This window comes from Candidatus Poriferisocius sp. (assembly GCF_965204015.1).
GTDB lineage: Bacteria > Actinomycetota > Acidimicrobiia > Acidimicrobiales > Bin134 > Poriferisocius.
Window position 1 is genome coordinate 3,612,474 of record NZ_OZ241965.1, and the last position, 12,451, is coordinate 3,624,924.

Sequence of the window (12,451 nt, forward strand, 5' to 3'; positions counted from 1 at the left end):
CAGATCAGGCCCGGCGGACGGCGAGGATGGCCACGTCGTCGCTGATGGTGCCGTCGGCGAAGTCCCGGGCGGCCTCCAGCAGCGACTTGCACAGCACGTCGGGCGACACGGTGGGATCGCGCCGCAGGTGCATGGCGATGCGGTCCTCGCCGAACTGGGCGTCGCCGTAGCGCACCTCGGCCAGGCCGTCGGTGTACATGAGCACCATGTCGCCGGTGTCGAGGGGGATCTCCCGGCTGAAGAACGAGCTGTCGGGATCCAGCATCAACAATGCGCCGGTGGCCCGCAGCGGCTGCACCTCCCGCTCGTGCCACAGCCAGGCCGCCGGGTGGCCCGCCGATGCGTAGCGCATGGTCTGGGCCTCGGTGTCGAACACCACGATCACCACCGAGATGAACTCCTCGGCCCGCTCGATCGACGACATCTGGGCGTTCAGCTCCTCTAAGGCCTGGGCCGGGTCGCGGAACTGGCGCAGGAACACCCGAAGCAGGTACTTGGCCTGAAAGGCGGTGATCGACGACTCGATGCCCCGGCCGGCCACATCGCCGATCACCGCGGCCACCCGGGTCGGGCCCACCCGGAACACGTCGAAGAAGTCGCCGGCCATCACTCCCTCGCCCGCCTGGTACACCCGGCCCATCTCGTAGCCGGCGAAGTCGGGCAGATCGTCGGGGGCCAGCCGGTCGGCCCAGGCCAGCGGGGCCAAGTCGCCCTGGCTCAGCGTCTCCTCGGCCCGGCGCTCCATCTCGAATCGCTCCTGGGTGAGCCGGGCCTCGGCCACCGAGCGGCGCCCCCACCACAGCGGGAACAGGGCTGGCACCACCACCAGCACCAAGATGGCGGTCGCCGCCCGAGACTCCACCGCCGCCATCAACGCGGCCACCACAGTCAGCGCGGCGTACAGAAGGGCGGCGTGGGCGTCGCGGCGAAAGCTCGACTGGGCCAGCGTGTAGGCCGCCTCGTAGGCGTCCTGGCCCTCCTCGTCGTACCCCACGCCGGCATGGGTGTGCTCCACGCGGCGCAAAAACCGCAAGCGGTGCCGGGCCGACCGGGCGAACACGCCCGCGGCCACCAAGCACACCCCCGCGACGATCACGAGGAGGAGGTTCTCCATTGCCGAAGGCTACCCCGCCTTCTCGGGCAGTTCTTGCCGCATTTGTGCCATTTACTCCCCCACTAGTCCCCGGCCTAGTCCCCCGACCGGCGCCGAACCCGCAGCTTGATGGGAACCGAGCCCAAGTCGAAGGACTCCCGGAGGCGGCGCTCCAGATAGCGCAGATAGGTGCGGGGCAGCGTCCGATTGGCAAACAGGGTGAACGTAGGCGGATCGGTCGCCCCCTGGGTGGCGTACAGCACCCGCACGCCGTCGGGGGCGGGATGGGCCGCCTGGGCGTCGCGCAAAACCCGGTTCACCGCCTGGGTGGGGATGCGCCGCCGGTACTCGGCGATCACCCCCCGCAGCTCGGGCAGCAGCCGGTTCACCCCCTTGCCCGACAGCGCGCTCACCCGCAGCACCGCGGCCTCGCCCAAAAAGTGCAGCCGCCGGTCGATGTCGAGGGCGATGGCCTCCCGGGCCTGGGTGTCGAGCAGGTCCCACTTGTTCAACAGCACCACGATCGGGCAGCCGGCGGCGTCCACCCGCTCGGCCAGGCGCTGGTCTTGATGGGTCACCCCCACCGTGGCGTCCACCACCAACAAGGCGATGTCGGAGCGGTCGACCGCGGCCAGCGCCCGCAGCAGCGAGTAGTACTCCGCGGCCTGGTCGATGCGGGCCCGGCGGCGCATGCCCGCGGTGTCCACGAACCGGATCGGCCCCAGCTCGGTCTCCACCACGGTGTCGATGGCGTCGCGGGTGGTGCCCGGCTGGTCGTGGACCACCGACCGGTCGTCGCCGATGAGGCGGTTGAACAGGGTGGACTTGCCGGCGTTGGGCCGCCCCACGATGGCCACCGACACCATGGGCGACCCCGGGTCAGCCCCCGCCCCCGACACCATGGCCCCATCAGCCCCGAGCCCAGCGTCAGCCCGAGGCTCTTCGGCCAACTCCTCGGGGAACGAAGCGGTCACCGCGTCGAGCAGATCCCCCACGCCCCGGCCGTGGAGCGCGCTCACCGGGAACGGGTCGCCCAGCCCCAGCTTCACGAACTCCCAGATGAGGCTCTCGTGTGCCTCGTCGTCCACCTTGTTGACCGCCACCAGCACCGGCCCCTCCCGGCCCCGCAGACGCCCCGCCACCCCCTCGTCATCGCCGGTGACCCCGGCTTGGGAGTCCACCACCATCACCACCACATCGGCTCGGGCCATCGACTTCTCGCTCTGGGCCGACACCTTGGCGTCCATCGAGGCGTTGTCGCCCGCCCCCGGGGGCAGCCAGCCGCCGGTGTCCACCACGGTGAACTCCCGCCCCTGCCAGTGGGCGGGCATCTCCTTGCGGTCGCGGGTGATGCCGGGCTGCTCGGCCACGATGGCCTCCCGGCGGCCCAAGATGCGGTTCATCAGCGTGGACTTGCCCACGTTGGGCCGCCCCACGATGGCCACCGTGGGCAACGCGCCAGCCGCCGCGCTAGCCGCGGAGCCAACCACTGGGCTACCCACCGAGCGCCCTTCTGAGCGCGGCCCCGTCGGTGGCCACCACCTCGACGGGGCGGGGTAAGTCGCCCGGGCGGGTGCCGTCCAAGAACATCCCCTGCGACAGGCACACGTCGGGCAGCAGATAGCGGTCGCCCTCGGGCTCGGCGGCCAGCGTGCGGGCGATGTCGTCGCCCACCAAAAGCCCGGCCACCGCGGTGGTCCCGCCGAAGAACCGGTTCTCCACCGGCACCACCCGCACGTCGTCGCGGCCCAGCGATGCCACCAGCGGGGCCAACACCTCAGCCCCGTACTCCCCCGTCACCACCCCCACCGGCGCGCCCTTGCGAGCCCGCAGCCCAACCGGCGTCGACCCGTCGGCCCGCGGGGCCGCAGCTCCTTTGCCGCCACCCTTGTCGGCCCGCGGGGCCCGGTAGCCGGCCGCCGGCGCCCCCTCGACCCAGGCGAAGAAGCCGGGCTGGGTCCCGGTCACCTCGGCGGCCTGGCCCATGAACTCCATCTGAAGGGTGGCCGCCATGCCCACCCCGTCCTCGTGCATGCCGAACCCCTCGTAGGCCTCGGGGCCGGGGAACTCGACCCCAGCAAGCAGGTAGTACTCGTCGGCCGCGAACACCAACCGGCGCCCCAGCACACGCTGGTTGATCGCCTGCCACTCGTGTACCGCGTCCACCACCGCGCCCGCCTCGGCGGCGGTGTGGGGCCGAAGCCGGGGCTCGGAGGTGTGGCGCGACACCCCGAGGGGCACCACGCACAGGCTGGCCAGCTCGGGGTACTCGTCGGCCACCCCGCACAGGGTGTCCTCCAGCACGTCGCCGTCGTTCACCCCGGGGCACACCACCACCTGCCCGTTCACCTCGATGCCGTGGTCCAACAGCGCCCGCAGCCAGCGCAGGCTGGTGGCCCCCCGGCGATTGCGCAACATGTCGGCCCGCACGTCGGGGTCGGTGGCGTGGATGCTCACGTTCAGCGGCGACAGCCGCTCGGTCACCACCCGCTCCAGGTCGGCCTCGGTGAAGCGGGTCAGGGTGGTGAAGTTCCCGTACAGAAACGAGAGCCGGTAGTCGTCGTCTTTCATGTACAGGCTGGGCCGCAGCCCGGGCGGAAGCTGGTAGATGAAGCAGAACTCGCAGTGGTTGTCGCACGTCCGAACCCGGTCGAACAGCGCCGAGTCCACCTGTGCGCCCAGCGGCGCCCCGGCCATCTTCTGCACGTCCAGCTCCAGCACCACCCCGTCGCGCCGCACGTCCAGGCTCAGCTCCGGCTCGTCCACCAGCATCTGGTACTCGATCACGTCTTTGGGCACGCTGCCGTTGATGGCCAACAGCTCGTCGCCGGCCCGCAGGCCGAACCGCTCGGCCGCCGAGCCATCGGCGACAGCGGTGATCCGGGGCGCGGACATGACCGCAATGTTACGAGTACCAGGCCGCTAGATTGGCCCTGTGCATGTGGACAAGGTGATCCTGGCCGCTCCCCGGGGTTTCTGCGCCGGCGTGGAGATGGCCATCAAGGCGCTGGCCTGGCTGGTCCGCACCTTCGACGGGCCGGTGTACTGCTACCACGAGATCGTCCACAACAAGCTGGTGGTGCGACGCTTCGAGAAGCTCGGCGTGGTGTTCGTCGACGACATATCCGAGGTGCCCCCCGGCCACCCGATCATGCTGTCGGCCCACGGCTCGGCCCCCGAGGTGGTGGCCGCGGCCACCGAGCAGGCCAGCTACATGGTCGATGCGGTGTGCCCGCTGGTCACCAAGGTGCACCACGAGGTCAAGGTCCGGGCCGGCAAGGGCTACCGCATCATCTACGTCGGCCACGAAGACCACGAAGAGGCGGTGGGCACCATGGCGGTGGCCCCCAAGGCCATCCACCCGGTGGAGTCCACCGAAGACGTGGATGCGCTGCCCGAATTCACCGAGCCGGTGGCCCTTTTGGCCCAGACCACCCTGTCGCACCGCGACTGGGAGGGGGTGCTGCACGCGGCCCGCGAACGGTTCCCCGACATGTGGACGCCGGGGCGCAGCGATCTGTGCTTCGCCACCACCAACCGCCAGGCCGCGCTGACCGCCATCGTCAGGCGGTGCGACACCTTCGTGGTCGTCGGCTCGGCCAACTCCTCCAACACCCAGGCGCTGGAGAAGCTGGCCCGCGAGCTGGGCTGCGAGAACGTCTACCGGGTGAACCGGGCCGCAGAGCTGCCCGACGACATCACCGGGGTCGTCGGGGTCACCGCGGGGGCATCCGCGCCCGAGGAGCTGATCAACGAGGTGTTGGAGCGCCTCGACCCGGCCGAGGGCATCGAGGAGGTCTCGGTCACCGGCGAGGACGAGTACTTCCCCCCGCCCCGCAACCTCCGAGAGCTCATCGAGGCCTCCGGCTCGCTGGCCTCCTTCACCCTGGGCGGCCCCCCCTCACCCCCCAAGATGGTCGACCGCCAAGTAGCCGCCAGCGACGTCCTAGACGTCCTAACCGCCACCCGCTAACTGTCATTAACGAAGTGGGGGGCTGGGGGCGGGGGTCGGTAGAATCTCGGGCGTGAGCCGCGCCGTGCGGGCCCTGCGGGGCGCCACCACCATCGACGTCGACACCGCCGAGCAGATTGAAGAGCGGATCATCGCGCTGTTGTCCGAGTTGTTCGACCGCAACGACATCCACCACGACGACTTGATCAGCATCGTGTTCACCGCCACCTCCGACATCAACTCGGTCTTTCCGGCGGCACCGGCCCGGTCATTTGGCCTGGGCGACGTGCCGCTGCTGTGCGCCCAGGAGCTGGACATCGACGGGGGCACGCCGCTTTGTTTGCGGGTGCTCATCCATCTGAACACCGAGCGGGGGCGCGAAGAACTGCACCACATCTACCTGGAAGGCGCCCAGGGCCTGCGCGACGACCTTCCCGAGTGATGATGGGCAAGCAGGCCGCCATCATCGGCACCGGCCTCATCGGGGGCTCCATCGGCCTGGCCCTGCGCGAGCGGGGCTGGCAGGTGGTGGGCACCGACGAGGACGAGGCGGTGGCCGCCGAGGCTCTGCGCCGCGGGGCGCTCGATTCACTGGGGCCGCCCACCGACGCCGACATCGTGTTCGTGGCCACCCCGGTGGGGGTGGCCGCCGCCGAGGCCCGCAAGGCACTGGCCGAGGGCGCAGGACTGGTAACCGATGTGGGCAGCGTGAAGGCCCCCATCGTGGGTGCGGTGAACGACCGCCGCTTCGTGGGCGGCCACCCCATGGCCGGCAGCGAGCAGGAGGGGGTGGCCGGCGCCCGGGCCGACCTGTTCCAGAACGCCGTGTGGGTGCTGACCCCCACCGACGACACCGACGACGACTCGTTGGTGCAGATCCGCTCGGTGGTGGCCTCGCTGGGGGCCGATGTGGTGTCGCTGGCCCCCGAGCGCCACGACGCCTTGGTGGCGGTGGTGTCGCATGTGCCGCATCTCACCGCGGCCACGCTCATGGCGATGGCCGACGAACGCTCCGAGGAGCATCAGGTGATGCTGCGCCTCGCCGCCGGGGGCTTTCGGGACATGACCCGCATCGCGTCGGGCCATCCGGGGATCTGGCCCGACATCTGCGACGAGAACTCCGAGGCCATCTGCTCGGTGCTCGACCGGTTCATCGCCGCGCTGACGGGCGTGCGCTCCCTGGTGGCCGAGGGCAACCGGGGCGGGCTCTTGGAGCTGTTGGAGCAGGCCCGAAGCGCCCGGGCCCACCTGCCCTACGGCTTGGATCGAGACGTATCGCTGGCCGAGGTGCGGGTGCCGGTGTTCGACCGCCCCGGCGAGCTGGCCCGAATCACCAGCCTCACCACCGACGTCGGAGTGAACATCTTCGACTTGGAGATCGCCCACTCGGTGGAAGGCGGCCAGGGCGTGGCCATCTTGGTGGTGAACGCCGAGGCAGCCGACGGGCTGCTCGAGGCGCTGGGGAAGCAGGGCTACGCCCCGTCGTCAAGAGCCCTGTCGTGACGGCTTTGACTGTCGGCGGGCCGCGTCCCTTTGTCGGACGAATACGGGTGCCCGGCGACAAATCGATCTCGCACCGGGCGCTGATGATCGCCGCCCTCGGCCGGCAGCGCTGCACCATCCAGGGCCTGTCCGACGGCGACGATGTGACCCACACCCGCCTAGCCGTAGAGGCCTTGGGCGCCCGGGTTGAGGACCATGGATCGGGGGGCGTCACTGTATCCGGCGGCCTGACCGGGGCCTCCGATCCCATTTACCTCGGGAACTCCGGCACCGGCATCCGGCTGCTGACCGGTTTGGTGGCCGGATACGGCTTCACCACGACCCTGGACGGCGACGCCTCCATCCGGCGACGTCCGATGGATCGGATCATCGAGCCGCTGTCGGCCATGGGGGCGTCGGTGCGCGGCAGCGGTGAGGGCGGCACCCTGGCACCGCTGAAGGTGCAGGGCCGGACGCTGCGGGGCATCGACTACACCCTCCCGGTGGCCTCGGCGCAGGTGAAGAGCGCGGTGCTGCTGGCCGGTCTGCGGGCTGAGGGGCCGACCACCGTTCGCGAACCGGCGCCTACCCGGGCCCACACCGAGGAGATGCTGGCCGACGCCGGCGTCAGGGTGGAATGCGGCGACGGCTCGGTGACCGTTTGGCCCGGCGACGTCGAGCCCCCCCATTTAATAGGTATACCTGGCGACCCATCGCAGGCCGCCTTCTGGCTGGTAGGGGCGTGCATCGCCCCAGACAGCGACCTAACGGTGGAAAACGTGTACCTCGGCTCGGCCCGGGGCGGCTTCGTCGACGTGCTGGCCCGCATGGGCGCCGACATCACCGTTGACTCGGATTCTGGTGACATCCGGGCTCGCACGAGCGAACTGCGGGCCACCCACGTGACCGCCGACGAGCTGCCGGGGTGCATCGACGAGGTGCCCATCTTGGCGGTGGCCGCGGCGGCCGCCGAAGGGGTCACCGTGTTCGAGGGGATTGCCGAGCTGCGGGTCAAAGAGAGCGACCGAGTGGCGGCCATCATCGAGATGCTAAACGTGCTGGGGGCCGAGAGCGAGATCGACGGGGAGACGTTGGCGGTGTCGGGAGACGGACGTCTGGGCGGCGGTACGGTGGACTCCCATGGGGATCACCGGATGGCGATGGCCGCGGCCATCGCCGGAGCCGCGGGTTCGGCCCCAGTGACCGTCGAGGGATTCGAGGCCACTGCCACCAGCTATCCGGGCTTTGCCCGCGACCTGAGCCGCGTCACAGGATGGACCCCATGAGGGTGATCGAGGATGAGCGCTCGGGAGGGTGATCAGATGAGGGTGATCGCCATCGACGGGCCGGCGGGGTCGGGCAAATCGACGGTGGCCCGGCGGCTGGCCGAGCGGCTGGGGCTGGAGTACCTGGACACTGGGGCGATGTACCGGTCGGTGGCGTTCGCGGCGATGTACCGGGAAGTGGATTTGGCCGACACCGACGCCATCGTGGAAGTGGCCCGATCCAGCGATATCCGCGTCGACGACGCGTCGGTCACCGTGGACGGCGTGGACGCCACCACCCAGATCCGAGGCCCGGAGGTGACCCGGTCGGTGAGCACGGTGGCGGCCATCTCCGGGGTGCGGGAGGTGCTGCGGGTGCGCCAGCGGGCGTGGGCCATGGAGCGGGGCGGCGGGGTGCTGGAGGGCCGCGACATCGGCACCGTGGTGTTCCCCGACGCTGAGCTGAAGGTGTATCTGAGCGCCTCGACCGAGGTGCGCGCCGAGCGCCGGGCGGGCGAGGTGAGCGCGCTCGACTACGAGACGGTGGCCGCCGATCTGGCCGCCCGCGACGCGGCCGACTCCACCCGCCAGCACGACCCGCTGGCCCAGGCCCCCGACGCCATACACATCGACACCACCCGCCTCACCGTCGACGAGGTGGTGGACCTGCTGATCGCCCGGCTGGCATGAACCGGCCCGAGCTTCACCCAGAGGAGTTGGAGGCCAAGGGGCGCCTGGCCGGCGTGGTGTTCCACTTCTTCGTGCAGAGGCTGGCTCGGGCGGTGTTCGGGGCGTACTTCCGGTGCTACACCCGGGGGCGTCGCAACCTGCCCCGGGAGGGCGGCGTGATCATCGCCCCCACCCATCGCTCCAACCTCGACACCCTCTTGGTGGGTGCGTCAGCCGGCCGGGCGCCGCGCTATTTCGCCAAGAGCGGCTTGTTCCGGGGCCCGATCACCACGCGGTTTCTGGTGACCATGGGCGCCTTTCCCGTTCGGCGGGAGATGGTCGACCGCAGCGCGCTGAAGGCGGCGCTGACGGTGCTGGAGGCCGAAAAGACGCTGGTGGTGTTCCCTGAGGGTGAGCGCAAGTCGGGCTCCCGCATATTCCCATTGCTGGACGGTGTGGCCTGGCTGGCGGGCAAGGCCCGGGTGCCGGTGGTGCCGGTGGCCGTCGGCGGCACCGAGCGGGCCATGGGCATCGGCATCCGCATGCCCCGCCCCCGCACCGTGAGGATTGTGTGGGGCGAGCCGCTGGCCCCGCCCGAAACCGACGACCGGGGACGGGTCAGCCGGGAGGCTCTCACCGCATACTCAGTGGAGCTGCGGGAGATCCTTCAGACCATGTTTGACAACGTACAACAGGAGTTGGGGATACCCACTGCGCCGCCCGATCACTCATCGGATTAAGAGAGTTCAGGTCCCGTCGCCCCCGAACTCAGAATCGGTGGCGGTGCCGGTGCGCTCCAGCGCTCGGACCTCGGTTTGCGACAGCTCTCGCCACTCACCAGGCGCAAGGCTGCGGTCGGCTAGCGGACCGATGCGGGTGCGCACCAGGCGGAGCACCGGGTGGCCCACCGCCTCGCACATCCGCCGCACCAGGCGGTTGCGGCCCTCGTGTACCACGATGCGCACCACCGAGGGCTCCAGCAGCGACACCGCCATGGCCCGGGCCGCCCCGTCGTCCAGCTCCACCCCCTCGCGCAGCCGCCGCAGCGCCCCTCGGCTGGGGCGGCCCTCCACGTGGGCCAGATACTCCTTGTCCACCCCGAACGAGGGATGGGTTAGCCGGTGGGTCAGCTCGCCGTCGTTGGTCAACAACAACAGCCCCTCGCTGTCGGCGTCGAGGCGCCCCACCGGGAAAACCCGGGGCTCTTCCGGCACCATCTGAACCACCGTGGGCCGCCCCTGGGGGTCGGAGGCGGTGGTCACCGCGCCGGGGGGCTTATTTAATAGGTAATACACGAGATCGGCCCGCAGCCCCACCAAGGCCCCGTCCACCGCCACTGAATCATGGTCGGGATCGACTCGCTGGCCCAGCCGGGCCGGCTGCCCGTTCACGGTGATGCGGCCCTCGGCCACCATCTCCTCCACCGCCCGCCGACTGGCCACCCCCGCCCGAGCCAGCACCTTCTGAATCCGCTCTGGCGCGCTACCCATACGGGGTTACCATGGCATGCGTTGGCTGATGTTGCCGAGGCATTGGGGTGGGACAAGCATATGGGTGTGGGTAGTTGCGCCGTATTGAGCTCCTGGCGGGTCGCAGGGGCGGCTGCTTTGGTGGGGGCTTTGGCGCTGTGGGGCGCCTTGCTGGCCCCGATGCCCACCGCGGGGGCCCAGCCGAGCGTGCCCGCTGAACCGGTCAATGTGACGTCGACGCCCGGCGACAGCCAGGTCACGCTGGCTTGGACCCCGGGCGACGACAACGGCAGCACCATCATCCGCTACGAGTACACCTACGACGAGAACGGCGTGGCGGTCAACGTGTGGTACCCCATTCCCGGCAGCAATCGCCACACCACCGGCTACACGGTCACCGGCTTGACCAACGGCAACACCTACCGGTTCCATCTGCGGGCGGTCAACTACGAGGGCAACGGAGCGGTGGCCACCGCGGTGTCGCTGCCCTCCATACCGGCCACCACCCCCGACCCGGTCACCGAGCTGATAGCCACTCCGGGCAACTCCCAGGCCACATTGACCTGGATTCCCGGCTCCGACGGCGGCTCGCCCATCCTGTACTACGAGTTCCGGCAGAGGTCCGGCGACGGCCCCTACAGCCCGTGGACCATCATGGTCGGCTCTACCGGTGCCACCACCAGCTACATCGTGACCGGCTTGACCAACGGCGTCACCTACTGGTTCCAAGTTCGTGCGGTGAACGCCATAGGACCGACACCAGCGCCGCCCGAGCCTGAGCCGGAGGAGGAAGAGCCCGAGGAAGAAGAGCCCGAGGAAGAAGAGCCGGAAGAAGAAGAGCCCGAGGAAGAAGAGCCCGAGGAAGAAGAGCCGGAAGAAGAAGAGCCCGATACCACCGAGCCCGAAGACGACACCGAGTCCGAGCCGGAGACCACCGAGCCCGAAGACGACACCGAGCCGGAGGAGGACGAGTCCGATACCACCGAGCCCGAAGACGACACCGAGCCGGAGGAGGACGAGTCCGATACCACCGAGCCCGAAGACGACACCGAGCCGGAGGAGGAAGAGCCCGATACCACCGAGCCCGAAGACGACACCGAGCCGGAGGAGGACGAGCCCGATACCACCGAGCCCGAAGACGACACCGAGCCAGAGGAGGACGAGCCCGAAGCCACCGAGCCCGAAGACGACACTGAGCCGGTGGAGGAAGAGCCCGATACCACCGAGCCCGAAGACGGCACCGAGCCCGACATCCCGGTGGTGCCGCCGGCTGGCGGACTGTTCTACTCAGGCGTCATCACCGGGCCGACCTTCTGCGCCAACCAGTCGCTGGGCGGGCCCATCACCTATCCGCACGACTCCGATGACGACGGCGTGGCCGATGTGTGCTCGCTGCCCTACACCCGCCGCGAGGCCATCGCCCGCCAGCAAGCGCTGGTTGCACTGGCCCACCAGCACGCCGACATCTACACAAAGCTGGTGAACCAGGCCTGTGCCGCCACCGAGGGCACCGCGGCCTGCGGCGGCAAGACCCTGAGCGAGCCGCCCCCCGTCCCTCCCGCCGGCGACCCGCTCTACTCCGGCGAGATCATCACCGGCCCGGGCTTCTGCGCCAACCTGTCGTTGGGCGGCCCCACGACCTACCCGCACGACTCAAATGGCGACGGTGTGGCCGATGTGTGCTCGCTGCCCTACACCCGCCGCGAGGCCATCGCCCGCCAGCAAGCCGCCATCACCCTGGCGGCAACGTTCCCCGCGCAGTATCGAACCCTGCTACAGAACAGTTGCCAGGCCCTGGCCAACACCGACTACGGCGACAACCCCGCCGATCTAGCCAACGACATCTGCGCCTAAGCGCCGCCGCCAGCCTCCCCGCCACCGGCCCCGTCGCCGTTGGCGTCAGAAACCGGGGTTGGGCGGCTGTCGGCCATGAGGCTGGTCTCCAAGGCCTCGATCACCTCGGCGCCGGGCACGAAGTCCACCAGCGGGGGCAGGTCGCGCAACGAGTCGAGCCCCAAGCGCTCCAAAAACGCCGCGGTGGTGGCGAACAGCCGGGCGTTGCCCGGGCCGGGGTCGCGCCCCGCCTCATATATAAGGCCCCGCTGCTCGAGCGTGCGCATGGCCCCCTCGGCGTTCACCCCCCGAATGGCCGACACCTGGGCCCGCGACAAAGGCTGCTTGTAGGCCACGATGGCCAGCGTCTCCAAAGCCGCCGACGACAGCCGGGCGCTCTGGCCGCTCACCACGAACCGCTTCACGTAGCCCTCGGCGTCGGGATGGCTGCGGTAGCGGTAGCCGCCGGCGGCCCGCACCAGCTCGAACCCCCGCCCCTCGGCCCGGTACTCGTCGGCCAGCTCGTCGCAGATGGCCTCCACCTCGCCGATGGGGATCTCGATGAGCTGGGCCATGAGCCCCGGCGCCACCGGCGCCTCGGCCACCATCACCATGGCCTCCACCGCCCGGCGGGCCTCTTGGCGGTCATCCCTCATAGGCGTATATCCCCACGCCGCCACACTAATGC

The 12,451-nt window shown here is 70.1% G+C and carries 12 protein-coding genes; 7 read left to right on the forward strand and 5 right to left on the reverse strand.

What is annotated here, in order from left to right; all coding sequences use genetic code 11:
- Positions 1-4: 4 nt before the first annotated feature.
- The 3 genes from ACOGJC_RS16335 to ACOGJC_RS16345 form a co-directional block, all read right to left on the reverse strand.
- Positions 5-1,114, reverse strand: coding sequence for a PP2C family protein-serine/threonine phosphatase (locus tag ACOGJC_RS16335; RefSeq protein ID WP_419846056.1), 1,110 nt, complete (start codon positions 1,112-1,114; stop codon positions 5-7).
- A gap of 74 nt (positions 1,115-1,188) precedes the next feature.
- Positions 1,189-2,595, reverse strand: a complete 1,407-nt coding sequence (gene der / locus ACOGJC_RS16340) for a ribosome biogenesis GTPase Der (RefSeq protein WP_419846057.1) — start codon at positions 2,593-2,595, stop codon at positions 1,189-1,191.
- Positions 2,588-3,988, reverse strand: a complete 1,401-nt coding sequence (locus ACOGJC_RS16345; protein ID WP_419846058.1) for a DUF512 domain-containing protein — start codon at positions 3,986-3,988, stop codon at positions 2,588-2,590. Before ACOGJC_RS16345 ends, der begins: the two co-directional genes overlap by 8 nt.
- A gap of 40 nt (positions 3,989-4,028) precedes the next feature.
- On the opposite strand from ACOGJC_RS16345, the gene ispH reads away from it, so the two are divergent.
- The 6 genes from ispH to ACOGJC_RS16375 are packed head-to-tail and all read left to right on the forward strand — an operon-like array spanning position 4,029 to position 9,201.
- On the forward strand, positions 4,029-5,066 hold the full coding sequence (gene ispH, locus ACOGJC_RS16350; RefSeq protein WP_419846059.1) for a 4-hydroxy-3-methylbut-2-enyl diphosphate reductase: 1,038 nt from the start codon (positions 4,029-4,031) through the stop codon (positions 5,064-5,066).
- 52 nt (positions 5,067-5,118) lie between these two features.
- Positions 5,119-5,487, forward strand: a complete 369-nt coding sequence (aroH, locus tag ACOGJC_RS16355; RefSeq protein ID WP_419846060.1) for a chorismate mutase — start codon at positions 5,119-5,121, stop codon at positions 5,485-5,487.
- Between the two features lie 2 nt (positions 5,488-5,489).
- Positions 5,490-6,548, forward strand: a complete 1,059-nt coding sequence (locus tag ACOGJC_RS16360; RefSeq protein WP_419846061.1) for a prephenate dehydrogenase/arogenate dehydrogenase family protein — start codon at positions 5,490-5,492, stop codon at positions 6,546-6,548.
- Positions 6,545-7,813 (forward strand): 3-phosphoshikimate 1-carboxyvinyltransferase, encoded by a 1,269-nt coding sequence (aroA, locus tag ACOGJC_RS16365; protein WP_419846062.1) that lies wholly within the window; start codon positions 6,545-6,547, stop codon positions 7,811-7,813. Before ACOGJC_RS16360 ends, aroA begins: the two co-directional genes overlap by 4 nt.
- A 12-nt stretch (positions 7,814-7,825) precedes the next feature.
- Positions 7,826-8,482: a (d)CMP kinase gene (gene cmk / locus ACOGJC_RS16370; protein ID WP_419846063.1), complete on the forward strand. Its 657-nt coding sequence runs from the start codon at positions 7,826-7,828 to the stop codon at positions 8,480-8,482.
- A complete protein-coding gene (locus tag ACOGJC_RS16375; RefSeq protein ID WP_419846064.1) occupies positions 8,479-9,201 on the forward strand; it encodes a lysophospholipid acyltransferase family protein in 723 nt (240 codons plus the stop codon). The genes cmk and ACOGJC_RS16375 overlap by 4 nt, the downstream gene beginning before the upstream one ends.
- 6 nt (positions 9,202-9,207) lie before the next feature.
- Here ACOGJC_RS16375 and ACOGJC_RS16380 read toward each other — a convergent pair whose 3' ends face one another.
- Positions 9,208-9,951: a pseudouridine synthase gene (locus tag ACOGJC_RS16380; RefSeq protein WP_419846065.1), complete on the reverse strand. Its 744-nt coding sequence runs from the start codon at positions 9,949-9,951 to the stop codon at positions 9,208-9,210.
- Positions 9,952-10,035: 84 nt separating this feature from the next.
- Here ACOGJC_RS16380 and ACOGJC_RS16385 point away from each other — a divergent pair, with 84 nt between their 5' ends.
- Positions 10,036-11,784 (forward strand): fibronectin type III domain-containing protein, encoded by a 1,749-nt coding sequence (locus ACOGJC_RS16385; protein ID WP_419846066.1) that lies wholly within the window; start codon positions 10,036-10,038, stop codon positions 11,782-11,784.
- On the opposite strand, the gene scpB is transcribed toward ACOGJC_RS16385, so the two are convergent.
- Positions 11,781-12,419 (reverse strand): SMC-Scp complex subunit ScpB, encoded by a 639-nt coding sequence (gene scpB / locus ACOGJC_RS16390; protein WP_419846067.1) that lies wholly within the window; start codon positions 12,417-12,419, stop codon positions 11,781-11,783. The genes ACOGJC_RS16385 and scpB overlap by 4 nt on opposite strands.
- Positions 12,420-12,451 lie beyond the last annotated feature (32 nt).